Consider the following 26,322-nt stretch of genomic DNA (forward strand, 5'->3'; position numbering starts at 1 on the left):
TGAGCTATGCTCCTGTCCGCCGGACTGTGAGGGCGGTGATGCCGGCGGGCCGCAGATCGTGACAGGCCGCCGCCCCGAACCGCCCGGACCGCTGACGCGCATGGCGCCGCAGGCGGTCGCAGCCCTCCCTCTCCGTCCCTGTTGTCCTGTTGTCGCACGCCTGACGAAGGAGCCCATGAAACCCGACGAACCCACGTGGACACCCCAGCCACCGGATGACGGGCAGCCGCCCGCGGAGCTGCGCCGCATCCTCCGCCTCTTCCATCCCTACCGGGGCCGCCTCGCGGTGGTCGGCCTGCTCGTCGGCGCCTCGTCGCTGGTGTCGGTGGCCTCACCGTTCCTGCTGCGCGAGATCCTCGACACGGCCATCCCGCAGGGGCGGACCGGACTCCTGTCGCTGCTCGCGCTCGGCATGATCCTCACCGCCGTGATGAACAGCGTCTTCGGCGTGCTGCAGACCCTCATCTCCACCACCGTCGGCCAGCGCGTGATGCACGACCTGCGCACCGCGGTCTACACGCAGCTCCAGCGGATGCCGCTCGCCTTCTTCACCAAGACCCGCACGGGTGAGGTCCAGTCCCGGATCGCCAACGACATCGGAGGCATGCAGGCCACCGTCACCTCGACGGCGACCTCACTGGTCTCCAACCTCACCGCGGTCATCGCCACCGTCGTCGCCATGATCGCGCTCGACTGGCGGCTCACCGTCGTCTCGCTGCTCCTGCTGCCCGTCTTCGTCTGGATCAGCCGCCGGGTCGGCCGGGAGCGCAAGAAGATCACCACCCAGCGGCAGAAGCAGATGGCGGCGATGGCGGCGACTGTCACCGAATCGCTCTCCGTCAGCGGCATCCTGCTCGGCCGCACCATGGGCCGCTCGGAGTCGCTCACCAAGAGCTTCACCGAGGAGTCCGAACGGCTGGTCGACCTCGAAGTGCGCTCCAGCATGGCCGGACGCTGGCGGATGTCGACGATCGGCATCGTCATGGCCGCCATGCCGGCCGTTATCTACTGGGCGGCGGGCATCACTCTGCAGTCCAGTGGACCCGCCGTCTCCATCGGTACGCTCGTCGCCTTCGTCTCGCTCCAGCAGGGCCTGTTCCGGCCCGCGGTGAGCCTGCTCTCCACCGGCGTGCAGATGCAGACGTCCCTCGCGCTCTTCCAGCGGATCTTCGAATACCTCGACCTCACGGTGGACATCACCGAGCCGGAGAACCCGGTCCGGCTGGAGCAGATCCGCGGCGAGATCCGCTTCGAGAACGTCGACTTCAGCTACGACGAGAAGGGCGCGCCCACGCTCAGCGGCGTCGACGTGGCCGTGCCCGCCGGCAGCAGCCTGGCCGTCGTGGGCCCCACCGGCTCCGGCAAGTCCACCCTCAGCTACCTGGTGCCCCGGCTGTACGACGTATCCGGCGGACGGGTCACGCTCGACGGCGTCGACGTACGGGATCTGGACTTCGACACCCTCGCCAGGGCCATCGGGGTGGTCTCCCAGGAGACGTACCTCTTCCACGCCTCGGTGGCCGAGAACCTGCGCTTCGCCAAGCCGGACGCCACCGACGAGGAGATCGAGGCCGCCGCCCGCGCGGCGCAGATCCACGACCACATCGCCTCGCTGCCCGACGGCTACGACACCCTGGTCGGTGAACGCGGCTACCGGTTCTCCGGCGGCGAGAAGCAGCGCCTGGCGATCGCCCGCACCATCCTGCGCGACCCGCCGGTGCTGATCCTCGACGAGGCGACGAGCGCTCTCGACACCCGTACCGAATTCGCCGTGCAGGAAGCGATCGACGCGCTCTCCGCCGGGCGCACCACCCTCACCATCGCTCACCGGCTTTCCACCGTGCGCGACGCGGATCAGATCGTCGTCCTGGACGGCGGACGGACCGCGGAGCGCGGCAGCCACGGGGAACTGCTCGACCGGGACGGGCGTTACGCGGCCCTGGTCCGCAGGGACACGCAGCTCGCCCCGGCGGCGGGCTGAGCGAGCACGGGACACGCCCGGCCCACAGAGCGAACTTGTTCGTAACGAACGTGTTCGTTATTGTGGATGCGTGCCCCTCGCCGCCCTGTCGCCGCCGAGGGCGCCGGACCGCACGGAACCTGCGGCCGGCATTCCCGACGAGCCGGAGGTGCCACCATGAGCAGCGCACACCACCCCATCGCGATCATCGGCGCCGGTCTCGGAGGCCTCACGCTCGCCCGCGTACTGCACGTGAACGGGATCGAGGCGGCGGTCTTCGACCTGGAGGCCGACCGGAACGCCCGCACCCAGGGCGGCATGCTCGACATCCACGAGGATTCCGGCCAGGCAGCCCTGCGCGCCGCCGGGCTGCACGAGAGGTTCCGGGAGAAGGTCCACCCCGGCGGCGAGGCCATGCGTGTCCTGGACAAGCACGCCCGGGTACTGCTCGAACAGGCGGACGACGGTTCGGGTGGCCGTCCCGAGATCGACCGAGGAGACCTGCGCGACCTGCTGCTCGACTCGCTGCCCGAGGGGACCGTGCGCTGGGGCAGCAGGATCACCGGCGCCGGGCCCACCGCCGACGGGCAGCACCGGGTGACCCTCGCGGACGGCACCTCCTTCACCGCCGGACTGCTCGTCGGGGCGGACGGCGCCTGGTCCCGCATCCGCCCGCTGCTCTCCGACGCGGCCCCCGCCTACACCGGCATCTCCTTCGTGGAGATGGACCTCTTCGAGGCCGACGCCCGCCACCCCGAGTGCGCGAAGCTCATCGGCGGCGGGATGTTCTTCGCCCTCGGCGACAACCGGGGCTTCCTCGCACACCGCGAATCCGACGGCAGCCTCCACGTCTACGCCGGGCTGCGGGTCGCCGAGGGACTGCTGTCGACGATCGACTTCACCGACGCCGAAGCCTCCAGGACCGCCATGGTCCAGCTCTTCGCGGACTGGGCGCCCGCACTCCGGCGTCTGATCACCGACGCCGACGGCGCGCTGGTGCCGCGCCTCATCCACGCGCTTCCCGCCGGCCACCGCTGGAGTCGCACCCCGGGCGTCACCCTCCTCGGCGACGCCGCGCACCTGATGTCCCCCTTCGCGGGCGAGGGCGCCAACCTCGCCATGATCGACGGCGCCGATCTGGGCCGGGCGCTCGCCGCTCACCCGGGTGATGCCGAAGCGGCGCTGGCCGCCTACGAGGCAGACCTTTTCGCGCGCAGTGCGAAGAGCGCGCAGGAGTCCGCCGAGGGCCTGGAGGCGATCTTCAACGAGCGGGCACCGCAGCCCCTCGTCGACATGTTCGCCTCGTTCGGCGAGGCGTGAACCCCTGTTCGTGCGTTCGCCTTGCGGTCGGTGGCGGTGCCGGTGCCGGTGCGGGGCGCGTGTCGTAGGCGTCGGGGTGCCGGACGAGCGGATCCCTGCGGGATAGCGTTCCCGCATGGTGAACGAGTCCCCGGACACCCCGCCCCGTCGCAGGCTCCGCCCGACCCGCCGCGGCCGGCTGGCGCTGCTGGTCGCCGCCGTGCTCGTCCTCGTGGTGGCCGCGGCCGTCCTCGTGCCGCTGCTGACGAGGGAGCAGTCCACCGAGCGGACCCGTTCCCTCGTGATCCCCGAGGGGTGGCGGGCCTCCCAGGTGTACGCGGCCGTGGACAAGATGCTCGACGAGTCCTCCGGCACCACGGAGAAGGCCGTCGCCACGGCGGGTCTGCCTCTCCCGGCCGCGGCGAAGGGCAACCCCGAGGGCTACCTCTTCCCGGCGACGTACCCCGTCACCTCCGACACCACCCCGCAGAGCCTGCTGCGCTACATGGTGGACACGGCGGTCAAGCGGTTCGGCGCGGACCACATCACGGCCGGGGCGCAGCGCAACGGCGTCACGGTCTACCAGACGGTGGCGATCGCCGGCATCGTGCAGGCCGAGGCGGACACCGAGCCGGACATGGGCAAGGTGGCGCGGGTCGTCCACAACCGGCTCGCGCGCGACATGCCGCTCCAGATGGACTCCACGCTCAACTACGCGCTGAACCGCAGCACCCTGGACACCACCACGGGCGACACGAAGATCGACAGCCCGTACAACAGCTACGAGCACAAGGGGCTGCCGCCCACGCCCATCGGCAACCCGGGGGAGCAGGCGATGGCGGCGGCGATCAGCCCCGCCGCCGGCCCCTGGCTCTACTTCGTCACCGTCGCGCCGGGCGACACCCGTTTCACCGCCGACTACGCGGAGCAGCAGCGCAACGTCGCGGAGTTCAACCGCAACCGGCGCGGCGCCGGCAACGGCTGAGCCACCCGTCCTGCCGCCCCTGCTCCCTCTGCCCCTCCTGCCCCGCCGTTGACCGCCTCGCCCCGCTCAGGCCGCCGAAGCAGCCCGTTCCGCAGCGGGATCGGCCCGGTCCAGCAGCTGTCCGACCGCCCGCGCGGCGGCCCGCCCCGCCCGGTTGGCGCCGATCGTGCTGGCGGACGGGCCGTAGCCGACGAGCTGGACGCGCTCGTCGCGCACCGCCCGGGTCCCCTCGACCCGGATGCCGCCGCCCGGCTCGCGCAGCCTCAGCGGGGCGAGGTGGTCGACGGCGGGCCGGAAGCCGGTCGCCCAGAGGATGACATCGGCCTCGACGGTGCGGCCGTCGTCCCAGGCGACCCCGGCCGGTGTGATCCGGTCGAACATCAGCAGGCGGTCGAGCACCCCCGACTCGCGGGCGCGACGGACGGCGTCGGTGACCGGCAGCCCGGTCACGCTCACCACGCTCTGCGGCGGCAGCCCGCGCCGCACCCGGTCCGCCACCATGGCGACGGCCGCCCGCCCCCGGTCCGCGTCGAACGGGCCCTCGCGGAAGACCGGCGGCCGGCGCGTCACCCAGTGGGTGCCGGCGGCCACCTCGGCGATCTCCATCAGGTGCTGGGTGCCGGAGGCCCCGCCGCCCACCACGACGACCCGCAGTCCCGCGAACTCGGCGGGCCCCGGATAGTTCGCCGTGTGCAGCTGGCGGCCCCGGAAGGTGTCCTGGCCCGGGTAGCGCGGCCAGAACGGCCGGTCCCAGGTCCCCGTCGCGCTGATCAGGGCCCGCGTCGCGTACGTACCCTCCGAGCTCTCCACGAGCAGCCGCCCGCCGTCGCCCTCGCGCACCGCGCTCACCTCCACCGGCCGGTGCACCCGAAGGCCGAAGGTGTTCTCGTACGAGTCGAAGTACTCGCCGATCACCTCGGAGGAGGGCCTGCTGTCATCGGCGCCGGTCAGCTCCATGCCGGGCAGTGCGTGCATGCCGTGCACCTTGCCGTACGTCAGTGACGGCCAGCGGAACTGCCAGGCGCCACCGGGGCGCGGGGCATGGTCGAGCACCACGAAGTCGCGGTCCGGCTCCAGGCCCGTACGGCGCAGGTGGTAGGCGGCGGACAGACCTGCCTGCCCGGCGCCCACCACTACGGCATCCACTGAGTGCACCCCGGCGTTGTTCACGCTTCTACCAACTATGGCGGGGGTGCGGATCTTCCCGACGGCTCCCGGAGAGCTCAGCGCCCCCCGGCGAACAGCAGCGGCGCGCCGCCCGGAGCGGAGGCCGGACGGCCGTTCGCCGCGGGCACCGCGAGCAGCGGGGAGGCCGGGACCGTCGACAGCAGCCCCCGGGCCGCCAGCTCCGGGGTGACGCCCTCACCGAACCAGTACGCCTCCTCCAGATGCGGGTATCCGGAGAGCACGAAGTGCTCCACGCCCAGGGCGTGGTACTCTTCGATCCGGTCCGCGACCTCGGCGTGGCTGCCGACCAGCGCGGTACCCGCGCCGCCCCGCACCAGACCGACCCCGGCCCACAGATTGGGCGCGATCTCCAGCTTGTCGCGGGAACCCCCGTGCAGTGCCAGCATTCGCTGCTGCCCCACGGACTCGCTCCGTCCCAGCGCCTGCTGGGCCGCGGCGACCGTATCGGCGTCGAGATCGCCCAGCAGCCGGTCGGCGGTCGCCCACGCCTCGCGCGAGGAGTCGCGTGAGATGGTGTGCAGCCGGATCCCGAACCGGACCGTGCGGCCCTGCTCCTCGGCCAGCCCCCGGATCCAGTCGATCTTCTTCTTCACATCGGCGGGCGGCTCGCCCCAGGTCAGGTAGACATCGGCGTGCTTAGCGGCGACCGGCCCGGCCGCGGCCGACGAGCCGCCGAAGAAGACCTCGGGCAGCGGATCCGGCGGCAGCGCCGTCAGCCCGCCCTCCACCTGGTAATGCTCACCGTCGAAGTCGAACGGCCGGCCGCTCCACGCACCCCGTACCACCGACAGGAACTCCGCGGTCCTCGCGTAGCGCCGGTCGTGGTCCAGGTGGTCACCGAACCTCCGCTGCTCCGTGGAGTCACCGCCGGTCACGACGTTGAGCAGCAGCCGCCCCCGGGTGATCCGCTGATACGTCGCGGCCATCTGCGCGGCGAGCACCGGCGAGATCACGCCCGGCCGGAACGCCACCAGGAACTTCAGCCGCTCGGTGTGCTGGGCCAGCGCCACCGTCGTGAGCCAGGCGTCCTCGCACCAGGTCCCGGTCGGCGTCAGCACGGCCTCGAACCCCAGCTGTTCGGCGGCCTTGGCGATCTGTGCCAGGTACTCGATGTCGGGCGCGCGCACCCCGCTGACCGGGGTGATCCGGTCCCGCTTGATCCCGCCGTCGGTGTACGCGTGCCGGTCGACGAGCGTGCGCCCGTCGCCGCCCGTGGGCAGGAACCAGTGCAGGTGGACGTTCATGAGGAGGCCTTTCCGTACGAGCGCGGGGCTGCCGAGGACGGGGGAAGATCACGGTTGAAGCGGGTGTCGACGAAGTCCTTGAAGGTGAAGCGGTGCGGGATGAGCTTCAGGTCCGCGAAGGTGTCCGCGATCTCCTGCTCGGAGGCGATCGCGGTCGGATCGACGGCGACGGGAACCCGGGTGCCGGCCGTCAGCTTCACCGCGTCCAGCGCCACCTCGTACGGCAGCCCGGTCTCCTTCGCCCAGACCTTCGCCCATGCGTCGGGGTGCTTGAACACCCAGTTCTGCGCCCGGTTCAGCCGGACGAGCAGATCACCGATGGCCCTGGACTTCCCGGGCTCCTTGAGCGCGGCGGGCGAGGCGACCTGGAACCCGAGGCCGTTGACGACCCCCTCGCCCGTGGTCAGCACCCGCGCCCTGCCGCCCCGCAGCACCTGCGAGGTGTACGGGTCCCAGACGGCCCAGGCGTCGACCTTTCCCCGGGTGAACGCGGCGAGCGCGTCGGCCGGCTGAAGGTACTTCAGCTTCACGTCCGAGATGCCGAGCCCGGCCTTCTTCAGCGAGCTGACCAGCTGGAAGTGGGCGGAGCTGCCCTGGGCGACGGCTATCGACCTGCCCTTCAGCTGCGCCGGACTCCGCAGCTGCGAGTCCTTGGGGACCACGATCGCCTCACCGGCCGGCGAGCCGTGCGTGGCGCCCACCACCACGACCTTGGAACCGGCACCGGCGGCGAACACCGGCGGGGTGTTGCCGACCCCGCCGATGTCCACGGCCCCGGCGTTGACCGCCTCCAGAAGTGGTGGCCCGGAGGTGAAGGTGGACCATTTGATGCGGAAGTCGAGGTCGTCCAGCTCACCGGAGGCGCGCAGGATGGCTTCGTAACCACCCTTCTGGTCACCGATGTTGAGTGTGACGCTGCCCTTGCCGTCGGTGCTGCTCGCCGTGGAGGCGGAGCTCGCGCCGCCGCAGGCGGTGAGGAGCAGGGCGAAGGGGAGCAGGAATGCGGGCAGGGTGCGGCGATTCATGTCGTCTCTCTCCGGTCTGGACAGGCGGAGTTCACAGGGCGGAGTGGGCCCGGGTCTCAGGCGGGCACGGGGGCCGTCTCCACGCCGAGCTCGGTGAGCAGCCGGGTGCGCAGCGCGGCGAACTCCGGGGTGCCGGGGTTGCGCGGACGGTCCAGGCCTACGGACGTCTCGTACGCGATGGCGCCGTCGCGCATCACCAGCGCGCGGTCCGCGAGGAGCAGTGCCTCGTCCACGTCGTGCGTGACGAGCAGTACGGCGCAGCCCCGGCGCTGCCAGAGCTCGGCCACCAGCTGTTGGGCCTTGATCCTGGTCAGTGCGTCGAGGGCGCCGAACGGCTCGTCGAGCAGCAGCAGATCTGGCTCGCGGACCAGCGCTCGGGCCAGTGAGGCGCGTTGTGCCTCGCCGCCCGAGAGCGTCCTGGGCCAGGCCCCCGAACGCTCGGTGAGCCCGACCTCCGCCAACGCCTTCGCCGCCACGGCGCGTTCGGGCTTCCCGGGCAGTCCGAGCAGTACGTTGCGCCAGACCCGTTTCCAGGGCATCAGGCGAGGCGCCTGGAACGCGACCGCCCGGCGCCGGGGCACCAGCACCGTCCCCCGGATCTCCCGGTCCAGGCCGGCGAGCACCCGCAGCAGGGTGGACTTCCCGCACCCGCTGCGCCCGAGCAGTACGGTGAACTCGCCGGCGCGCAGGGTCAGGTCGAGCCCGTCGACGACGTCCCGGCCGTCGAAGGAGCGGGACAGCCCCTCGACACGTACGGCGGTCTCCGGAAGCGGGCCGGCCGGGGCGGGGGAGTGGGTGGTCACTGGCCCGTGAAGGTCGGTCGCCATTGCAGCAGCAGCCTTTCGAGAATGCGGACGATGACATCGGCGGCGAGGCCGAGGAAGGCGTAGACCACCAGGCAGACGACGATGACGTCGGTGCGGAAGAACTCCCGGGCCTGGTTCATCAGGAAGCCGATTCCGGCGTCGGCGTTGACCGACTCACCGAACACCAGCGCCAGCCAGGCGGTCGCCAGCGAGTAGCGCAGCCCCGTCATGGCCCCGGGCAACGCCCCCGGCAGCACTACATGCCGCACCAGCCCCCAACGCCCGAGCCCCAACGACTGACCTGCTTCGATGAGTTGGGGATCGACGCCGCGAATGCCCGCGTAGACGTTGAGATACAGATGGAAGGCCACCCCGAGCGCGATGAGCGCCACCTTGGGGGCCTCACCGATTCCCAGCCAGATGATGAACAGCGGGATCAGCCCGACCCACGGCACGGTGCGCAGCATCTGGACGCTCGCGTCGACCAGGTCCTCGCCCAGCCGGGAGAGCCCCGAGACCAGTGCGAGCGCGGTCCCGACGGCACCCCCCCAGCAGCAGTCCCACGGCCACCCGCTGGAGCGAGACGGCCATCGCGGAGGTCAGCGTCCCGTCCGCGACCAGGTCCGACCCCGCGCGGGCGATGGTGCCCGGCGAGGCCAGTACGTCCGGATGCAGCACACCGGTGGCGCTGAACACCTGCCACAGGATCAGCAGCAACAGCGGCCCGGCGGTGCGCCGAAGCCACCGGGGTACGTTCCGCAGCCGCGCACCGCGAGCGGTGGCGGGAACGACGGGCTCCAGGTGGAGCGGACGCCGCCGGGCCGGATCGTCCGGCCGGCCATATTTCCCCTTTTCAGGGGCTATATCGGGTGGGGCGAGAGCATGGTCGAGAGTCATGTGGGCTCCGCGAACGCGTCATGGGAATGGAGGTGCCCCGGCACCCGGGCACGCGACAGCCACGCCGTACCGGCGGGAGGTCACGGAGGAACCACACGGTGTCCGGCCTCGGCCGGGCGACACGTGCGAGGTGGGGGCAGGGCGGGTACTACGTCAGGAGCGGTCGGGCGCCTCGCGCCCGGTCACTGACGGGAAAAGTGCTGAGAGAACGTCAGCAGCCGCGACAACACGCGGCGGAAGCCACCCGCAGCAGGTCGATGTGACCGCGCGAAGTGAGCAGAGCTGATCGGGACATGGCGCTGAACGTAGCGATCCCTCAAGGAAACGGTCAATGCCGTCTCGGCACGTGGACGCGCGATCGTCCACCGCGGGCGGGAGAATGAAGCCATGTCGACCGCCTTCACCACCAGCGTCCTGCACATCACCACGGGAACCACGGAGACCGTCACCGACCTGACGTCCGACTGCGAACAGTTCCTCACCCGGACGGCCGCCGGCCGGGACGGACTGCTCAACATCTTCGTACCGCACGCGACGGCGGGGATCGCCGTCCTCGAAACCGGCGCGGGCAGCGACGACGACCTCCTCTCCGCCCTGCACGCGCTGCTCCCCGCCGACGACCGCTGGCAGCACCGCCACGGCAGCCCCGGCCACGGCCGCGACCACGTGCTCCCGGCCCTCGTACCGCCGCACGCGACCCTGCCGGTGATCGCGGGGCGGCTGGAGCTCGGGACGTGGCAGTCGGTGTGCCTGGTCGACACGAATGTCGACAACGCCAACCGGCAGGTGCGGCTGAGCTTCCTCGGCTAGGCGTGGTCTCGTGAGTCGCTTCGGTGGGACTGCAGGGGCAAAGTACGGCCGCACCGACTGGGCGGCGCGCGTAGCTGCCGCATGGGCGGCGAAGGCTGTCGGCAGGTTGTTCGTCGGCTTGTGGTAGGCGCCAACCATTGCTTCTGGCCTGCGGCAAAGAGTGGAATGGGCCATTGCCGGGCCGAGTCGGTCCGCACCTGGTGGGTCGGTTGTGGGCGGTGTGGCATCAGCCTCGTCCCGCCCAACACGGCGAAGGTCGTGGCTCGCTTCGGCTGCGTTCACGTGTACGGCGATTCCGCGAGAACGGGCGTGCGGCACACGATGCGATCACCGTGTGCCGCACTTTCACGTCAGAAGGTCAGTTTCCAGCTGTCGATGTAGCCGGTGTCCTGTGCTGCCACATCCTGGACTCGCAGCTTCCACGTCCCGTTGGCGGCCTCGCTGGACGCGTTGACCGTGTAGGTGGCGATCACGTTGTCCGCGGAGTCGCTGGAGCTGGAGCTCTTGAGCCGGTACGCGGAGCCGTCGGGCGCGAGGAGGTCGACAACCAGGTCGCCGCGGTAGGTGTGCTTGATGTCGACGCTCGCCTTGAGCGTGGCGGGCGCGTTGCCGGTGAGGCCGGTGACGGAGACGGACGACGTCACGGCCGCGCCGTTGTCAGGTACGGCCACGTTTGCGGTGTTCTCGAAGACGGTGCCGGCGGGCGGCTGAGTGGTCGCGGCGGACAGGCCCCAGACCGCGTAGGCGATCGCGTCGCTGTTCCGGTCGAGCGCCGTGTCGTTGATGTTGGCAGAGGTGTCGCAGGACGCGTGGTAGCACCGGTCGAAGGCCAGGCCGGAGGTGCCGCCCCACTTCTGCGCCTGGGCTGTGGTCTTGGTGTAGTCGGCTCCGGAGAAGAGACCGCCGACGGGTATGCCGGCGTTCTTGAACGGCGCGTGATCGGAGCGGCCGTCGCCCTCCGCCTCGATCTCGGTCGGTATCGAGAGGCCGGCGTAGTAGTCCTTGAACGTCTTCTCGATCGTGGGGTCGTCGTCGTACACGAAGTAGCCGGGATTGGGCGAGCCGATCATGTCGAAGTTCAGATATCCGGTGATCTTCGCGCGGTCGGCCGTCGCGAGGTGGTTGACGTAGTACGTCGATCCGACCATGCCGAGCTCCTCCGCTCCCCACCAGGCGAAGCGCAGGTGTTTCGACGGTTGGTATCCGGCCCGCGAGACGGCGAGGGCGGTTTCCAGGACCGCGGCCGACCCTGAACCGTTGTCGTTGATCCCCGGACCGGCCGTGACGGAGTCGAGGTGCGCGCCGGTCATGAGGACCTGGCTCGCGTTGCCGCCGGGCCAGTCGGCGATCAGGTTGTACCCGGTGGACCCGCTGGAGGTGAACGTCTGGAGCGTGGTGGTGAATCCGGCGGCGTCGAGTTTGGCCTTCACGTAGTCGACGGAGGCCTTGTAACCGGCCCTGCCGTGTGCGCGGTTGCCGCCGTTGGCGGTGGCGATGGACTGCAGCTGGGCGAGGTGCGCCTTGACGTTGGCGACCGGGATGTCCGGGGCCGCGAGGACGGCGGCGGACGGCGGGGCCGCAGATGCGGGGACAGCGGGAGCGAGGAGGGCGGCGAGTCCGAGGGAGGCCGCTGCCGCTACGGCCGTGCGTCTGAGGAAGGAGAGAGTCATGTGGGGGCTCCGGGTTCCGTACGCGCGAAGGGATCGGGTGTGGAACTGGCCGTGCGCTCCTCCCCGCGGGAGCGGGCAGGGGCGCGGTGCGTGCCCGATCGTGGACTCTTGACGGCACACCGTCAAGACGGCATCCGGGCAGCCGTGTCCGCTCAGCGGACGCGGCCGGTATCGGCCCACATGGCGTGGGACGCCCCGGCAGGATCAGACCGGTCACGCGGAAGCCGATTGCTGCCGTCACCCAGGCGGACCGGGAGTCGACGCCGTCGAAGAGCCGTTGAGCTCTCTCGGCTGAGGGAGAGCCTTGGCGATGCCCTTCGGCGGGGCTGCGCCGTTGTCGTCGTCAGTGGCCCGATTCGGGCCATTCGTACACGGTTGATTCCACTCGCTCGTCCCGCACGCCCTTGAGGCGGACGTCCGTCGGCGGTTCGACCTCGAAGCGGTGCACGGGGTCGTTCACCAGGCGGAGGGTCGGCTTGCCGGTGCCCCTTTCCAGGTGTGAGGCGATCACCAGGGTGTAGTTCTCGCCCTCGGTCCAGGCGCGTACGAACTCCGTGCGCGTCAGAGTTAGTTCGCCGGGAACGGCCCGTCCGTGGGCCTTGATCTCGTAGTAGCGGCCGGTCGAGTCGTAGGCGTCGGCGCCCAGGCCCGACGCGCCCCGCTGGTCATCCAGCCCGGCTCCTCGCTTCCGCAGGATCCGGCGCAGGGCCTGGATGACGAGCTCCTCCTTGTGGTGGTCCGCGTAGCCGGGAGCTGAGGACGGGCTGCGGGGCGGGGCTCCTCCCGGCCTGGGCCGGGGGAGCGGGGCACGTCGTGCGGGCGCGGCTGTCCCGGACGTAGAGGCAGGGGCAGGGGCGCTTCCCGGTGTGGACGGCGTTCCCGTGCGGGTGACCCTGGCAGGCAGTGAGTCGAAGGCGGCCGCGTCCACCAGAGGGCGGGCGGCCGGCGTGTGCCGGGGCCGGGGTCCGCGGGCGCGGGGGTGAGAGCCGAACCGGCGCGGGGCGGGGACGGTGAGGGCCGGGCCACTGGCGGCAGCGGCGGCGGTGCCGGGACCCCGCTGAGCGGGCGGCCGCCCGCCGGGCATCGGCCGGGCGGATGTCAGTTGTGCGCGCCGGCGCAGTTCCTCGGCGAGGCGCTGCCGTTCCTCGCGGTCCCGCTGGCCCGCCGATGTGAGTGTGGTTCCGGCACCCGCTTCCACCAGGTGTTCCTCCCAGACGTCCCGCCAGCTGTGGCCCACGCGCGACCGTTCTTCGGCGAAGTGGGCGGCGATGGCCCTGCCCGCACCGGGCCTGGTGGTCAGAGCCGTGCTCGCACGCAGGAACAGCGTGTTGCGGGCGAGGTCGATCTGAGCTTCGACGGGAAGCTCGATGGGCGCGTAGGCGCCTCCCGGACCGAGGCGGATCCGCAGGCCGGGGAGCACCCGGACCTCCAGGCCGGCCAGCCAGGTCCAGCCGGTGAAGGCCTCGGCCGTCTCGGGCTCGTCGCGTACCAGAAGGTTCTGGAGGGCGGCGGCTCCCTGCCGGAACGCTGCCGTGAGGTCCGCGTCCGCCGGCTGGTCCAGGACTGCGTCCCCGGCACCGTCCACGCCTCCGGCCCCGCCTGTGACCTGGGCGCCGGTGATGTCCAACGGGGTGACGTGCAGCGGCCCGAACAGCGCGGTGAACTGCCCCACGTTGCCTCCCGGTCTCCACAGCGGCAGACGGTTCGTCAGGGCCCGCTCGATCCCGGAGTCCGCCAGGGCGAACACCGCTCGCCCCTTCCCCTTGATCCAGCCGTCCGTGGTCCACAGCGGCAGATTCCGCAGCTTGCTCTGCAGTCCTGGCGACAGGGGCTTATCGGCGGCGGCGATCACGTCCCGCAGACGGCGCAGGGTTTCGAGCATGACCCTCTCGTGCTCGGCGTCGGGGGTCGCGCCCGTCCCGGAGATCTCCTTCAGTACGTCGATGAGGTCATCGAGTCCGGGTTCGGGGATGCCCAACACCTGCCAGAGGGGATCGATGTCGGCCCCGGTCAGGGCGAAGGGACGGAAACCACGCAGGATCGCGGGTCCCTGGAAGCACCTTTTCGACCCCGTCCATCCCCGGTCGGTCAGGACGAGCTTCTCGTAGCGGAACTCGTCGCGGATCTGCTTCTCCACTGCCGAGTGGGCCGCATCCGCCGGACGGTGCGTCAGGCGCCGCGCGAGGCACTGGTAGACCAGCAGCGCCTCCGCTCTCATACTGTCCGGCACGTCGGCATCGGCCGTGTCGTCGTGACGGTCCCGGAGGTCACGCAGCCGGTCCATCAGACGCGGGACGTCGGGGTCGCCGGAGACACCGAGAGCGGTGAGCACCTCCGTGCGGGTGGCCAGAGCCCGGTGGATGTCCGGGTGCAGGTATCCGGGGTCCTCCGGCCCGTACAGCGCCACCGTGTCCGGTGTGCGCAGCGTGAGCTCGGCCGGAGGCCTGAGCCGGCCGTGGCTGTCCTCCAGCCAGGCGGTCTCCCGTAGCTGCCACACCCAGATGGCCGCTGTCTCGCCCTTGAGGTTCCACTTGTAGTGACCCCGGGCCATGGCGACGACGGCCCGGTCCGAGGTCAGCGGCGCCGTGAGGGTGCGGAGCAGGGCTGCGGTACGGCGTCGCCGCTCGTCCGCGTTCTTCTCGTCCGCGATGTTCCGGACCACGACGGCGAGGTCGCTACTGGTCAGGTCGTCCAGGCTGTGGTCGGCTCCTTCGAGGAACATCTGCTGCCACCGGTCCGTGTGGAACCACCTGCAGTGCCGTGCGAGGCCGAGTCGAGGATCTCCCGGGTACGTCTTGGTGTCCGCCGGGTGACAGACCTCGCGCACCGGGGCGAGCCTGGGCGTGTCCGACACGCCCAGCAGCCGCAGGAAGACTGTTTTGCTCAGACCACTTGCCTGGGCGGCGGAGAGCAGTGATCGCGCGTAGGAGCGGCGCACCCAGACGAGACCGGGGGTCGTGCGCGCGGCCACCTCGAACCGGTCTCCGTCAGCACTCTCCAAGACCTGGGGGAGGTAGGCGGCGCCGGGCTTCACGCGGCGTGGCTGTTCGGTCCCTTCCTTGTCGTAGGTGAATCCGTTCAGGAGGACGGCCCGCCCGATGCCCGGACCGAGCGGGTCGCGCACCTTCTTGGGCAGCTCGCCGAGTGCCTGTTGCAGGGCGACGAGCCGGGCGGTCTCCGTCGCCTCGTCGCCGTCGGGAAGCCGTCCGCCGGCCCTTCCGATCCGGGCGAGGATCTTCAGTACGGCTGCCGTGTCGTCGCGGCGCACCAGGCAGTCCCGTCGCCGGAGCCACGCGGTGACCGTCTTCGTCCAGGCGTTGTCCTCCGCGTAGGCCGGATGCAGGTCCAGAATGACGCCCAGCGGATCCAGGGGGCCGCTGGTCCCCCCGGAGGCGTCGGCGAACGCGTGCTCCGCGGGCTGCGGCCGAAGCCGGCGCCCGTCCGCGGTGGCCAGGCACGTCCGGGCGGCCAGCGCATCGTGGAGATCCCCTTCGATGGCGACCGCGGCGAGCCGTACGAACCGCGCGACGTCCCTCCACCCGGCGTCGGAGAACAGGCTGAGCGCGTCCACGACCCGCACCTCCGCGCGCAGATCCGCGGCACCCTGCGCCCGCCAGTCCGCGAGGACCTCCCGCCAGCGACCGGAGCTGTCACGGACTGCGGCCGGCAAGGTGTACGGGGCCGCGCCCAGCCGGGCGATATCGGTGGCGTCCAGGACCTCCGACAGTGCCGCCTCCTCGACCGCGAACTCGGCCAAAGGGGCGTCGGGGTGGTCTTCCGCGGCCGGCAGGGCCAGTTCGGCGGCGAGTGACTGCCGGGCCCGGGCGAGCAGCGCGGTGCGGATCCGGTCCTGGAGCAGATTCCCCGACGGGGAGCCCGGCGGGCGCGGAAGCGGAACGAGGTGCCATGCCGTGTGATCCACCCTCTCCAGCACATCGCGCACGGCAGCTGCCCACAGATCGGCGATCACGGGGACCAGCTGAGTGTTGAGGAGGCTGCCGGCGAAACCCTCCCGGCTGGCGACGGGGTCGAACTGGCTGTGGACGCGGACCGCCACGTCCAGCGGGGCGACGGGCAGGCCGGCGTGGACGCTGCCGTCCGCTTCACGCCCGAGGGGCAGCGCGATGCCCACGGGCACGGTGGGGTCCAGTGCCTTGTGGATCCGTTCCCAGTCGGGGTGCGCTTCCACCTGGGCCGCATACACACGCCACAGGGCTCCGTCGGTGGTCCGGGCGTGCCGCACGCTCACCTCGTGCCCGACGCCCTCGATCAGGAGTCGACGCTCTGTCACGTCTTCCCAGGCCAGGGAGAGTACGGCGCTGTGCCCGCCCGCAGTCACCTCGACGCTGCGGAGGTGACGCAGGAAGAGCAGGGAAGCGTCGTTCCAGTCGTCGAACCAGTCGAGGAGCTGGGCCGGGGTCAGCGTGCCGGGAGCCAGTGGGATGCGGAAGACGGTCCACTCGGGTCCGGAGATCTCGGCGGGCAGTTCCGGCGGCGCCGCAGGTTCGAGGCTGGTGCCGGAGAAGCGCACGTGGAAGGGGTGGCAGTGCACCTCCCACTCCGTGGTGAGCGCCCTGAGTGTGGACAGTCCGATGCCGAACCGGCCGGTGGCTTCGGAGTCGGCCGTCTTGCCGCTGAGCCAGGGCATGCCGAGGGGGAGGACATCGGCCAGGCGCAGGCCGGCTCCGTCGTGGGCGAGCAGAAGGTCGTCGGGCCGCAGCAGGATGCGCAACTGTCCGGCTCCCGCGTCGTCGGAGTTCTGCACGAACTCGGACAGGACCTGGAGCCGGTCCGGCCTGAACCAAACGGAAGGCCCTGGTCGGGGAGGGTGCCGAACGCGGCGGAAACTGACCCCGTTCGCCCTTCGATTGTCAGACCTGCCTGGTAGGGCGTCGGGGCGGATTCAGTGCCGTTGTCGGCTGTCCGGCGCCAATCCTTCCGCTTTATTTGAATTGTCGAGAACTTCCGGCCCGGATGTGCACCCGCGCGATTTGAATACGCCCCATGTACCACCCGCCGTACGAGTGGGAGGAATTAATGTTTTCCCAGTTCAGTGCCGTGTTTGGGGTTAGTGAATTCATCATTCAATTGAATCGTTAATTCACTCTCCGAGCTGCCCGATTTGCGGCTTTACATTTCATGTATTTCACTCGGTACGTACGGCAACCCCACTTCCCACAGGACGGGGCAACACCCATGTACACCACGGAAACCACTGCCACTGACATCGAGCTCGACCTCGACGCGGCGCTCAACCCGGGCGAGGCCGAAGGCTTCTACCGCGACTCCCGCGAGTGCGCGTACCTCGCGCTCCTCGGCGGCGGCTCCGCGCTGCTGCTCTCGCCGCCGACCCCGCGCCCGAAGAAGGGCTAGTCGGCAGCAAATGGACCAGACACATGCCTCGTCCCCCCTTGAGGGTGCCGTGCATGACCTGGCAACAGAGGTGGTCCTCGCTCTTCGGAGCGGGGACCACCTCGCCACGGTTTGCGGCGCGGCCGGAATCGACGAGGACAACAGGACAGGAATTGCCGCGGTACGCGTCATCGGAGCCGATCTGCTTCTGCCCAGCGTTCTGTACGGGCACAATCCGCATCCCGGGGACGTCGCCGTGTTCCACCGTGCCGTGCGGGAGTTCCCGCCCCGGCCCGACGCCTCCGACGCCACGGCCTGGAGCCACTGGGGCATGATCTCCGCCCTGCACCGGACGGCCCCCGCCGCCGCCCCCGGACAGCCCGCAGTCACCGTTCCCGGCAGTGGTGAGCCGGATGCGGCGTGGCTCGAAGGAGCCCCCTGGCAGGCCTTCACCCATCAGCTCTCCGTGCTGGCACCGCTCGCCGTGCCGGCCGCGTCGTCGGCCGTGCACCGGGCCGCCGCCCACCGGGTCGTCGACCTGTCCCGGGGGTTCGTGCGCGCGGTGCGGCGGCGCAACTGGCTTCAGGCCGCGGGCGCCGGGCGCTGGCTCGCCGTACTGGACGGCAGGCCCGACAGCCTGGGGCTGGACCGCGGACTCGACTTCGTCGAGCTGATGGGCGGCACGGACCCCCGCGTCGCGCTGCATGTGAGGGTCGCCCGGCTGATGGCCGAGGAGCGGGCGCGGTGACGGCTCCGGCGGCCACCGCGCCGGCCAGTACCGCGGGCGCGGCGCTGGCCGTCCTGCCCCGCGTCCTGCGGCAGGCGCTCGGCTGGGCCGACGCCCACCGAGCAGGCTTCGTGCTCCCGCCGGACGTACTGGAGCCGCACACCCAGGTCAACAGCACACTCAAACCCCTCGGCGAACTGGCCCAGCTCTGCACCACGATCCGCCGCAGCACGGAGCCCGGCACCCAGGAACACGGGACGGCCGGGGACCTCATCGCGTTCGCGTGGGAGCAGGTGCGCGCCGGAGACCTGCTGCTGGAGCTGCTGCGCGGCGAACCCTTCGCCGCGTACCCGTACGAGATCTACGCGGCCTTCGCCGGACACGGCCTGCGCAACGAGGGCTTCGAGCGCCTGGCCGGCACGCTCTCCTCGACCAGGGGCTGGGCCCACACCGAGCAGCACGCCAACCGGGAGCTCGGCCTGATCAACTCGGAGCGGCGGGTCGGCGCCGCCCCGCACGCCGACGCCGGCGCGGTCCTCGCGCGCACCTGGCTGGGCGGGCTGTCCGAACCATGGATGTTCGAGGGGCCCTCCGGCTACGCGCTGACCCACACCGTCTTCCACATCACCGACTGGTGCTGCGTCCCCGAGGGGATGCCCGCCGACATCGACGCCTACCTGCGGGCCTGGCTGCCGCCCTGGATCGACGGCTGTCTGGAGAGCCGGCAGTGGGACCTGACCGGCGAGCTGCTCGCGGTCGCCGCGGCCCTGCCGGGACCGCCCCCCGTCGCACTGCTGGACGCGGCATGGCCCGCCCTCGCCACCGCGCAGGCCCCGAGCGGCGCGGTGCCGGAGACGGGCCCGGTGATCCCGGTGCCGGAAACGCCGGAGAGGCCGCAGCCGGCCGGACCCGCCGGCCCGGAGCCGGACCCGTATCCGTTCCTCGCCTGCTACCACTCCACCCTGGTGACCGCCTTCGCCGCCGCACTGTCCCTCAAGCGCCTCACCGCGCACCGGGCGGACGGGCCGGCAGCGGACACCGGGGCCGCCGTATGAGCCGCACCGGCCGCACGAAGGGAGCTGCCGCATGAGCGGCATCCAGCAGATCCATGACGTGGGCGCGCGGGCCCTGGGATGGCTGTACGACCACCGGGCGGGCTTCCGGCTGGACGACGACCCACCGCCCGAGGTGGGCGTCCTGGACCGGTTCAAGCCGCTCGGTGAACTGGCCCTCATCAGCAAGGTCATCTTCCGCGAGGGGGTCGCCGGGTCCAAGCAGGCCGCCCTGGCGCGCAAGCTCCTGGACCATGCCTGGCACGAGCTGCTGGGTTCGGGGAGCCGGCTGGTCGACGGCCAGCGGCGCGAACCGCTGTGCCCCGTTCCGATGGAGGTCTACGTACCGTTCCGGGAGCTGGGGTTCCAGGAGCCGACCCTGGAGACCGCCGTCCGGCTGAACCACCGGCTGAGCAGCTGGGGCGCACTGGAGGTCGTCCCGGTGCGCCGCCTCGGACTCAGCGCCATGGAGCGCCGCTTCGGGCTGGAACCGAGCGTGCCGGTCGAAGACGCGTACAGGCGTACCTGGCTGTCGCGGCGGCCCGAGCCGTGGACCGTCGAGGGCAACATCGGCTACGACATCACCCACACGGTCTTCCACCTGACGGACTGGGGCGCCAACCCGGCCGGGCTGCCCGCAGACGTCGCGGACTACCTGGCGCTCTGGCTGCCGGTGTGGCTGGACGACTGGCTCGATCTGGGCCGCTGGGACCTGCTGGGCGAACTGCTCGTCGTCGACGCCTGTCTGCCGGAGCCGACCCTGGACCCGGCCGCCTGGGCGGGATTCGCCGGAGCCCAGCAGCCGGACGGCGCGATGCCGGTGATGGGGGCCATGCCGGAGGGCGACGAGGAGTCCGTCTTCGACCTCGTCTACCACCCCACGCTGGTGGCGGCGTTCGCCTCGGCCCTGGCCCTGTCCCGCGCCCTGTCGGACCTCACCGAGCCGGCCCCCGCGTGACGGCCCCGCAGGACGTCCGCCGGGCCCCCGCCGACCGTCCTCCCCAGGACGAGGGCGAGGGCGAGCGGGCCCGGCTCCTGACCGAGGCCGCCCGCACCATCGACGCACCCGATCTCGTGATCGCGCTCAGTCACGAGGGCCGCCGCACCTTCCAGCTCGCCGAGGGCCTGCCGCAGGCCGAAGCGCCGCGCGACCTGCTCCGCTACGAGCTCGGCTCCGCGTCCAAGCCCTTCACCGGGCTGCTGCTCGCCTCGCTCGTCGCCCAGGGCCGCCTGAGCTACGAGGACCGGGCGGCCGCACTGCTGGCCCCGGGCCATCCCGTGCACCCCGCCGTGGGCGCCATCACCCTGCGCCACCTGATCACCCACACCTCGGGCCTGCGCGCGCTGCCGGCCGACTTTTACCCGCAGGCGCTGCCCCGTTGGTCCACCGCGCCCTACAGCGGCTACCCGGCCGACCGGGTCGTCCGCGCCTTCCTCCGCGCCCGCCCGCGCCACCGGCCCGGCACCCGCTGGCACTACTCGAACTTCGCGGTCTCCGTACTGGGGCACACCCTGGCCGCCGCCACCGGCATGTCCTGGGAGGCGCTGCTCCAGCAGGAGGTCCTGGGCCCGCTCGGACTGGACGGTACGCGGCTGCGCCCCGGGGCGCCGGCCGGCGGTGACGCCGTGGGACACGGAAAGGACGGCGGGCCGCTGCCCGCGCTGGACACCGGCGGCTTCAGCGCCGCCGGAGCGGTCCGGGCGACGCCTCCGGACCTCCTCGCGTTCCTGGAGGCGCATCTCCCGGCAACCGCCGCGCCCACGCCCCTGCCGGCCGCCGCACTCGCCGACGTACAACACCCGCTGCTGCGGCGCGGGCTCGGGCACGCCCACACGCACACGCTGACCTGGTTCCGCCATCCGTCGCCGCGCGGGCCGGTCCTCTTCCACGCGGGGGCCACGCTCGGGCAGCAGATGTTCCTCGGCTTCCGACCGGACACCGCCACCGCGGTGGCGGCCATGTGCACCCGGCGGGTGCACAGGAGCGACCCGTTCATCGCGACGGTCCACGAGCTGCTGACGGAGAGACTCTGACCGCGTGAACCCGGCCTGCGCGGAAGGCCGGACCAGCGCGCCGATCCGGTAGCCGGTCGAGGCCATTTCGCCTCAACCGGTCGCCATGCGGTACGAAGACCGGTGTGAACGAACAGACTCAGCCCGCGACCGTTCGCGTGTTCATCGCCCTGGCCCCGCCCGACCACGCGAAGGACGAACTCGCCCGGGAACTCCGCCCCGCCTACGGCACCCACCCCCACCTGCGGTGGAACCGCATCGAGGACTGGCACATCACCCTGGCGTTCCTCGGCGAGCTCCCCGTCTCCACCGTTGCGCTCCTGCGCCCGCCGCTGGCCGGCCTCGCGGCGGCCCGCCGGCCCCTCTCGCTGGCCCTGCGCGGTAGCGGCACGTTCGAGGACCGTGTGCTGTGGAGCGGTATCGGCGGGGACCTGGACGGGCTCCAGACGCTCGCCGCCGACGTACGTACCGTGGTCAGGAACTGCGGCATCGCGTTCGAGGACCGGCCGCTGCGCCCCCATCTGACGCTGGCCCGCGCGCGACGGGACGACCGGTCCTCGACAGCCGATCTCGCCGCCCGGCTCACCGGATTCGCCGGCAGCCCGTGGCTGGCCGAACGTCTGCACCTGGTCGGCAGCAACGCGCTGCGCGGCACCGTACCGATCCGCTACCGCGACATCGAGGCCTGGCCCCTGGGAGGCGGGGTCCCGAATCTCTTCCACCAAGACGCTTGACCTGGAGCGCGCTCCAGGTCCGAGAGTGGAGGGCATGAACACCACAGCCCCTCAGATCATTCTCGGCACCATGGAATTCGGCACCCGAGTCGGAACCGACCAGGCGTTCGCGATCCTCGACGCCTTCGTCGCTGGCGGCGGCGTCTGGCTCGACACCGCCAACTGCTACTCCTTCTGGGCCGACCCCAGCGGCGTCGGCGGCGCCAGCGAGCGGGTCATCGGCGCATGGCTCAGGGCCCGTCCCGGTGCGCGCGACGCGGTACGCATCGCGACGAAGGTCCGGCAGAACCCGCTCGTCGCGCACTCCTGGCCGCAGAGCGCCGAGGGGCTCTCCGCCGACGCCGTCCGCACCGGGTTCGAGGGGAGCCTGGAGCGGCTGGGGGTCGACCACGTCGACATGCTCTGGGCCCACGCGGAGGACCGCGAAGTGCCGTTGGAGGAGACGGTCGGCGTCTTCGGTGAACTCGTCGCCAAGGGAACGGCGTTGCGCGTCGGTGCGGCGAACCACGCGGCATGGCGGGTCGAGTGCGCCCGGTCACTCGCACGTGAACAGGGCGTGGAGCCGTGGACGGCCCTCCAGTTGCGCCACTCCCTCGTCCAGCCCCGCCCCCTCACTCCTCTCGCGGAGGGCGGCCACCGTCTGCTCACCGCCGACGACCTGGACCTCGCGCAGGCGCGGGGGCTCACCGTGTGGTCGTACAGCTCGCTGATGTGGGGTTCCTACGTGCGTGCGGACAAACCGCTGCCGCAGACCTACGAGCACCCGGGGAACACCCGGGTGCTCTCGGTCCTGGGCGATGTGGCCGACGAGGTCTCGGCCTCGCGCAACCAGGTCGTCCTCGCCTGGCTGATGCGGCAGGGCATCGATCCCATCGTCGGCGTGAGCCGGGTGGAGCAGATCGAGCAGGCACTCGCCGCACGCCTGGTACGGCTCGGTGACGAGCACCTGGAGCGCTTCGCGCAGGCGCGATAGCGATCGGCCGGAAAGGGAGTTCCGTGACCACCGCCCTCACCCCGGCGACAGTTGCCGGCCGCACCGGTGTCTCCATCGACACCCTGCGCTACTGCGAACGCGAAGGGCTCATCGGTCCGATCCGGCGCTCCGCCGGCGGACGCCGGGAGTCGGGAGTACAGCGAGGACGACATCTTCTGGATCGGCCTGGTCACCTGCTTCCTCGAGGCCACCACCAGCAACCACTCGACTACGGGCCCCTGGCCCTCCACCCTGCCGGGGCAGATGCACGGGCCCACGGCCTCGAACCCGCCCGGCTCCACCCCGCAGGAGGCGGAGGCGCTGCTGGAGCCGTCCCGCCGCACCGTGACCGTGGAGATCTCCCCGGCTCCCGATCCGGTGATCACGGTGGCGCTCGATTTCCATGACGGCAACGGCAGCCGGCAGGTGCTGGCGGCTCCGGCGTCCCAGCCCGTGCCGGACACGTACAAGTTCGGGTTCGCCACGTCGACCGGCCTCTTCACCGACGTCCACCTGATCCGCAACCTCACCGTTCACCCGGCCGCCGCGCTGCCCCGGCTCAACCTGGTCAAGCAGGTGTCCCAGGAGCCGCCGCTACCCCTCCCGCTGACCCCGGGCGCACGGGTCCCGCACGAGTACGTGGCCTCCAACAGCGGGAACGTCCCGCTGAGCGGCGTGAACGTGACCGACGACCGGGTCACGGACATCAGCTGCCCCCGGACCACGCTCGGCGTCGGCGAGACGATGACCTGTACCGGTACGTACGCCGACGCCGACGGCACCGCAGGTTGCGTCACGAACACCGCCACCGCACAGGGCAAGGACGGTGAGACCCCGGTCATGTCACCGCCCGACGACGCACCCTCCCGGTCAAGGGCGTGGAACCGTGTCACGGCAAGGGCTGTCACAAGCCGCACCCCTGCCACGACGGCAAGGGCTGCCACCGGCCCACCCCTGCCCCGACGCACTCCCCAAGCCCCGCGCCGCACCCCGGGCCGGGTCACGGCGGCCCCCACCACGGCGGCGGTCACCTCGACGACACCGGTGCGGGGACGACGCTGCTGGCCGGAGGTGCCGGGCTGGCCGGTGCCGGTCTGCTGCTGAAGGCCGGGCTGGTGGTGCGCTCCCGTCGCACCAGGAACCGGGTGTGAAGCGGCTCTGAGCTCCCCTTTCGTCCCCCGCTTTGCTCCGACGGGCCGCCATGCGACTAGTTTGTAGCAGCACAGGTACGCGGGCCCGTGGTGGCAGAGGTGCACGGGGGACGGGAGGTCGGGAAGAGTGTCGCTTCGCGGAGGAGATCCAGCCGAGATCGGTGGTTATCCGCTGGAGGCGCGGCTCGGCTCGGGTGGCATGGGCACGGTCTTTCTCGGCCGTACCAGTTCGGGGCGACCTGTCGCGATCAAGCTGATCCACCAGCAGTACGCCGGGGACGAGGAGTTCCGGATCCGGTTCCGGCAGGAGGTCGCGGCGGCCAGACGGGTGAGCGGCGCGTTCACCGCCGCCGTGGTCGACGCCGCCCCCGAGGCCGAGCAGCCGTGGATGGCGACGACCTATATCGAGGGGGACACGCTCGCCCAGCACATCGCGAAGAAGGGCCCGCTGGACGGCGCGGAGCTGAGGCGGCTCGCCATCGGGCTGGCCGAGGCGCTGCGCGACATCCACCGGGTGGGCGTCGTGCACCGTGACCTGAAGCCCTCGAACGTCGTGCTCTCGCCCGAGGGGCCGCGCGTCATCGACTTCGGCATCTCGCGCGCCGCGGACCAGCAGACGCTGACGATGACGGGGCGGGTCATCGGGACACCGCCCTTCATGTCGCCGGAACAGCTGCAGGCGCCGCGCGGGGTCGGGCCGCGCTCCGACGTCTTCTCGCTGGGGACGCTGCTGGTGTACTCGGCGACGGGCCACGGGCCCTTCGACGCGGACAGCCCCTACATGACGGCGTATCAGGTGGTGCACGAGGAGCCCTCGCTGGGCGCAGTGCCCACGGCTCTGCGCGCGGTCGTCGAATCGTGCCTGGGCAAGGAGCCCGAAGGGCGTCCCTCGGCCGACGAACTCCTGGTGCTGCTGCGGGACCTGCCGGCCGACCTCGGCGGGACCGAGGCGGCCGGGGCAGTGGCGGGCCGCACCCGCGACATGCTCACCCAGCACCACCTCGCGACGCGTGACACCCCTGCGCCGTCCGGCCCGAACGCCGGTCCGGCCGGTCCCGACACGGGGAGCACGGGCGGCCCCGTCGGCCGCCGGCTGCGCCGTCGCCGGCGCCCCGTGCTCGCCGCCGCTGTCGCGGTCGCGGCGATCGGCGGGGGAGCCGCCGCACTGAACGCGGGCGGCCTCGGCATGGACGGCGACGACGACCGGGGCAACACCGTCGCGGCGCCCGGTGCCGCGCTTCCGGCCGGCTTCCGGCCGTGGCACGAGACCGTGCCCGGCGGCCAGGAGGACATCCCCGACGAGCTGCGTTGCGTGGCGCACGGCGACGCGCTGTTCTGCGGGGGCGGCGGCGTCGTCGCGACCCGTATCAGGGCCCTGGACGGTTCGCGGGTGTGGACGGCGAAGAGTCCGGGCGTCCCCGTCCAGGGCATGCACCTGGTGGGCGCCACCGACGACACGGTGCTCGGTTACCGGTTCGCCGCCCAGGACGCCCCGCAGGGCCCGCCCAGCGAGGTGGTCGCCCTCGACGCGGACAGCGGGCGCGAGCTGTGGTCCGTCCCCTCGGGCGCCCAGTCCACTGCCGTCACGGGCCGCACCGAGGACGCCGTCGTGGCCGGTTCCGCCGTCGTGACGGTCGACGCGTCCAACTCCCGCTTCGAGGCCCGGGACGCGCACAGCGGTGAGGTCACCTGGACGACGCCGTTCCCCGCGGACAAGCAGTGCGCTCCGGTCTCGGTGGGCCCGCAGCTCATGGCGATGTGTGCGGGCAACGCGGAGGTGGACGACGTGGACGTGCGCCACCCCACCCTCTACACCGTCGACGATGCCTCGGGGACGCTGGGCAGGCCCATCGCGGTCAACGGCCCCGTCGTCGCGGCGGGCGTCGCCCACGGCCGGCTCGTACTGCTCCGGGAGCACAAGGAGGGGACGGAGCTGACCGGCTACGACGGGGTGGCAGTGGTCGACCCGGTCTCCCGCAAGGCCACGTACTCCTCGCTGGCCAGGACGTACGACGGCACGCTCGGCATGGCCGGCGGCACCGTCTACGTGAGCGGGCAGACCGGTCTCGTCACCGCGCTCGACCCCGCCACCGGGCGGAAGAAGTGGGCACGGCAGACGAACGTGGAGGGCGCGTCGGGCCCCGTCGCGGGAGAGGGCGCGCTGTATTTCAGCTCGGCCACCGGCCGGGTGGTCGCGCTGTCGCCGTCCGACGGCAGGACCCTGTGGTCGACGGACCCGCAGGCCGACGGGCTGACGGGCGAGCAGGGCGCCAGTCCGAGGGTGACCGTCGCGGGGCGGGCCCTGATCGTGGCCGCGGACAAGAACACCCTCTTCGCCTTCGACGCCCGCAATCCGCCGAAGCCGGGCTGACCCCGGCGGCTCACGTGCTCCTCCGCTCGCGCGGGGCCCCGTCCGCCCGCATAGTGGGCAATGGC

At 71.8% G+C, this 26,322-nt stretch carries 20 protein-coding genes and 2 pseudogenes; 14 read left to right on the plus strand and 8 right to left on the minus strand.

Annotation, left to right across the window (positions count from 1 at the left end; translation table 11 throughout):
- Positions 1–175 precede the first annotated feature (175 nt).
- The 3 genes from ACGFU6_RS00300 to mltG all read left to right on the plus strand — a co-directional run bounded on the left by ACGFU6_RS00300 (position 176) and on the right by mltG (position 4,244).
- A complete protein-coding gene (locus ACGFU6_RS00300; RefSeq protein WP_393607110.1) occupies positions 176–1,981 on the plus strand; it encodes an ABC transporter ATP-binding protein in 1,806 nt (601 codons plus the stop codon).
- A gap of 156 nt (positions 1,982–2,137) precedes the next feature.
- Positions 2,138–3,280 (plus strand): FAD-dependent oxidoreductase, encoded by a 1,143-nt coding sequence (locus tag ACGFU6_RS00305; protein ID WP_393607112.1) that lies wholly within the window; start codon positions 2,138–2,140, stop codon positions 3,278–3,280.
- A gap of 115 nt (positions 3,281–3,395) precedes the next feature.
- Positions 3,396–4,244, plus strand: coding sequence for an endolytic transglycosylase MltG (gene mltG / locus ACGFU6_RS00310; RefSeq protein ID WP_393607114.1), 849 nt, complete (start codon positions 3,396–3,398; stop codon positions 4,242–4,244).
- Positions 4,245–4,310: 66 nt separating this feature from the next.
- On the opposite strand, the gene ACGFU6_RS00315 is transcribed toward mltG, so the two are convergent.
- The 6 genes and pseudogenes from ACGFU6_RS00315 to ACGFU6_RS00340 all read right to left on the minus strand — a co-directional run bounded on the left by ACGFU6_RS00315 (position 4,311) and on the right by ACGFU6_RS00340 (position 9,699).
- On the minus strand, positions 4,311–5,399 hold the full coding sequence (locus tag ACGFU6_RS00315; protein ID WP_393607116.1) for an NAD(P)-binding domain-containing protein: 1,089 nt from the start codon (positions 5,397–5,399) through the stop codon (positions 4,311–4,313).
- A gap of 68 nt (positions 5,400–5,467) precedes the next feature.
- On the minus strand, positions 5,468–6,676 hold the full coding sequence (locus ACGFU6_RS00320) for an LLM class flavin-dependent oxidoreductase (RefSeq protein ID WP_393607118.1): 1,209 nt from the start codon (positions 6,674–6,676) through the stop codon (positions 5,468–5,470).
- Entirely contained in the window at positions 6,673–7,701 is a 1,029-nt protein-coding gene (locus ACGFU6_RS00325) for an ABC transporter substrate-binding protein (RefSeq protein WP_393607120.1), read from the minus strand. The genes ACGFU6_RS00320 and ACGFU6_RS00325 overlap by 4 nt, the downstream gene beginning before the upstream one ends.
- A 56-nt stretch (positions 7,702–7,757) precedes the next feature.
- A complete protein-coding gene (locus tag ACGFU6_RS00330; protein ID WP_393607122.1) occupies positions 7,758–8,528 on the minus strand; it encodes an ABC transporter ATP-binding protein in 771 nt (256 codons plus the stop codon).
- Positions 8,501–9,404: pseudogene (locus tag ACGFU6_RS00335) on the minus strand (ABC transporter permease). Before ACGFU6_RS00335 ends, ACGFU6_RS00330 begins: the two are co-directional and overlap by 28 nt.
- A 211-nt stretch (positions 9,405–9,615) precedes the next feature.
- Positions 9,616–9,699, minus strand: coding sequence for a putative leader peptide (locus ACGFU6_RS00340; RefSeq protein WP_317992269.1), 84 nt, complete (start codon positions 9,697–9,699; stop codon positions 9,616–9,618).
- Between the two features lie 92 nt (positions 9,700–9,791).
- On the opposite strand from ACGFU6_RS00340, the gene ACGFU6_RS00345 reads away from it, so the two are divergent.
- Positions 9,792–10,214 carry a secondary thiamine-phosphate synthase enzyme YjbQ gene (locus ACGFU6_RS00345; protein ID WP_123528617.1) on the plus strand — a complete coding sequence of 141 codons (423 nt, stop codon included), beginning with the start codon at positions 9,792–9,794 and terminating at the stop codon, positions 10,212–10,214.
- 350 nt (positions 10,215–10,564) lie between these two features.
- Here ACGFU6_RS00345 and ACGFU6_RS00350 read toward each other — a convergent pair whose 3' ends face one another.
- Positions 10,565–11,884 carry a M28 family metallopeptidase gene (locus ACGFU6_RS00350; protein WP_393607124.1) on the minus strand — a complete coding sequence of 440 codons (1,320 nt, stop codon included), beginning with the start codon at positions 11,882–11,884 and terminating at the stop codon, positions 10,565–10,567.
- A gap of 343 nt (positions 11,885–12,227) precedes the next feature.
- The gene (locus ACGFU6_RS00355) at positions 12,228–16,787 is read right to left on the minus strand and encodes a sacsin N-terminal ATP-binding-like domain-containing protein (protein ID WP_393607784.1); all 4,560 of its coding nucleotides are present in this window, start codon (positions 16,785–16,787) and stop codon (positions 12,228–12,230) included.
- 293 nt (positions 16,788–17,080) lie between these two features.
- Here ACGFU6_RS00355 and ACGFU6_RS00360 point away from each other — a divergent pair, with 293 nt between their 5' ends.
- From ACGFU6_RS00360 to ACGFU6_RS00405, 10 genes and pseudogenes are all read left to right on the plus strand, one after another.
- Positions 17,081–17,257: a hypothetical protein gene (locus tag ACGFU6_RS00360; protein WP_185092565.1), complete on the plus strand. Its 177-nt coding sequence runs from the start codon at positions 17,081–17,083 to the stop codon at positions 17,255–17,257.
- Positions 17,258–17,267: 10 nt separating this feature from the next.
- On the plus strand, positions 17,268–17,984 hold the full coding sequence (locus tag ACGFU6_RS00365; protein WP_393607126.1) for a hypothetical protein: 717 nt from the start codon (positions 17,268–17,270) through the stop codon (positions 17,982–17,984).
- Entirely contained in the window at positions 17,981–19,018 is a 1,038-nt protein-coding gene (locus tag ACGFU6_RS00370; RefSeq protein ID WP_393607128.1) for a DUF6895 family protein, read from the plus strand. The genes ACGFU6_RS00365 and ACGFU6_RS00370 overlap by 4 nt, the downstream gene beginning before the upstream one ends.
- A gap of 31 nt (positions 19,019–19,049) precedes the next feature.
- Complete coding sequence (locus ACGFU6_RS00375) at positions 19,050–19,973, plus strand: DUF6895 family protein (protein WP_393607130.1); 924 nt, start codon at positions 19,050–19,052, stop codon at positions 19,971–19,973.
- Between the two features lie 77 nt (positions 19,974–20,050).
- The gene (locus tag ACGFU6_RS00380) at positions 20,051–21,049 is read left to right on the plus strand and encodes a serine hydrolase domain-containing protein (RefSeq protein WP_393607785.1); all 999 of its coding nucleotides are present in this window, start codon (positions 20,051–20,053) and stop codon (positions 21,047–21,049) included.
- Positions 21,050–21,153: 104 nt separating this feature from the next.
- Positions 21,154–21,762, plus strand: a complete 609-nt coding sequence (gene thpR / locus ACGFU6_RS00385; protein ID WP_393607132.1) for an RNA 2',3'-cyclic phosphodiesterase — start codon at positions 21,154–21,156, stop codon at positions 21,760–21,762.
- 34 nt (positions 21,763–21,796) lie between these two features.
- Complete coding sequence (locus ACGFU6_RS00390; protein WP_393607134.1) at positions 21,797–22,735, plus strand: aldo/keto reductase; 939 nt, start codon at positions 21,797–21,799, stop codon at positions 22,733–22,735.
- Between the two features lie 23 nt (positions 22,736–22,758).
- Positions 22,759–22,833: pseudogene (locus ACGFU6_RS00395) on the plus strand (MerR family transcriptional regulator); the annotation flags it as partial.
- A 166-nt stretch (positions 22,834–22,999) separates the two neighbouring features.
- Positions 23,000–23,839, plus strand: coding sequence for a hypothetical protein (locus ACGFU6_RS00400; RefSeq protein ID WP_393607136.1), 840 nt, complete (start codon positions 23,000–23,002; stop codon positions 23,837–23,839).
- A gap of 174 nt (positions 23,840–24,013) precedes the next feature.
- Positions 24,014–26,257, plus strand: a complete 2,244-nt coding sequence (locus ACGFU6_RS00405; RefSeq protein WP_393607138.1) for a serine/threonine-protein kinase — start codon at positions 24,014–24,016, stop codon at positions 26,255–26,257.
- The last annotated feature ends 65 nt before the right edge of the window (positions 26,258–26,322 follow it).

Origin of the sequence: Streptomyces sp. NPDC048462, from assembly GCF_043200175.1 — a bacterium.
Classification (GTDB): Bacteria; Actinomycetota; Actinomycetes; order Streptomycetales; family Streptomycetaceae; genus Streptomyces.

Bases quoted from the DNA above. Each gene is read 5' to 3' on its own strand.
- ACGFU6_RS00325 (WP_393607120.1), bottom strand. From the start codon at position 7,701: ATGAATCGCCGCACCCTGCCCGCATTCCTGCTCCCCTTCGCCCTGCTC.
- ACGFU6_RS00305 (WP_393607112.1), top strand. From the start codon at position 2,138: ATGAGCAGCGCACACCACCCCATCGCGATCATCGGCGCCGGTCTCGGA.
- ACGFU6_RS00400 (WP_393607136.1), top strand. From the start codon at position 23,000: ATGCACGGGCCCACGGCCTCGAACCCGCCCGGCTCCACCCCGCAGGAG.
- ACGFU6_RS00365 (WP_393607126.1), top strand. From the start codon at position 17,268: ATGGACCAGACACATGCCTCGTCCCCCCTTGAGGGTGCCGTGCATGAC.
- ACGFU6_RS00330 (WP_393607122.1), bottom strand. From the start codon at position 8,528: ATGGCGACCGACCTTCACGGGCCAGTGACCACCCACTCCCCCGCCCCG.
- ACGFU6_RS00360 (WP_185092565.1), top strand. From the start codon at position 17,081: ATGTACACCACGGAAACCACTGCCACTGACATCGAGCTCGACCTCGAC.
- ACGFU6_RS00350 (WP_393607124.1), bottom strand. From the start codon at position 11,884: ATGACTCTCTCCTTCCTCAGACGCACGGCCGTAGCGGCAGCGGCCTCC.
- ACGFU6_RS00345 (WP_123528617.1), top strand. From the start codon at position 9,792: ATGTCGACCGCCTTCACCACCAGCGTCCTGCACATCACCACGGGAACC.
- ACGFU6_RS00320 (WP_393607118.1), bottom strand. From the start codon at position 6,676: ATGAACGTCCACCTGCACTGGTTCCTGCCCACGGGCGGCGACGGGCGC.
- mltG (WP_393607114.1), top strand. From the start codon at position 3,396: ATGGTGAACGAGTCCCCGGACACCCCGCCCCGTCGCAGGCTCCGCCCG.
- ACGFU6_RS00340 (WP_317992269.1), bottom strand. From the start codon at position 9,699: ATGTCCCGATCAGCTCTGCTCACTTCGCGCGGTCACATCGACCTGCTG.
- ACGFU6_RS00300 (WP_393607110.1), top strand. From the start codon at position 176: ATGAAACCCGACGAACCCACGTGGACACCCCAGCCACCGGATGACGGG.
- ACGFU6_RS00375 (WP_393607130.1), top strand. From the start codon at position 19,050: ATGAGCGGCATCCAGCAGATCCATGACGTGGGCGCGCGGGCCCTGGGA.
- ACGFU6_RS00390 (WP_393607134.1), top strand. From the start codon at position 21,797: ATGAACACCACAGCCCCTCAGATCATTCTCGGCACCATGGAATTCGGC.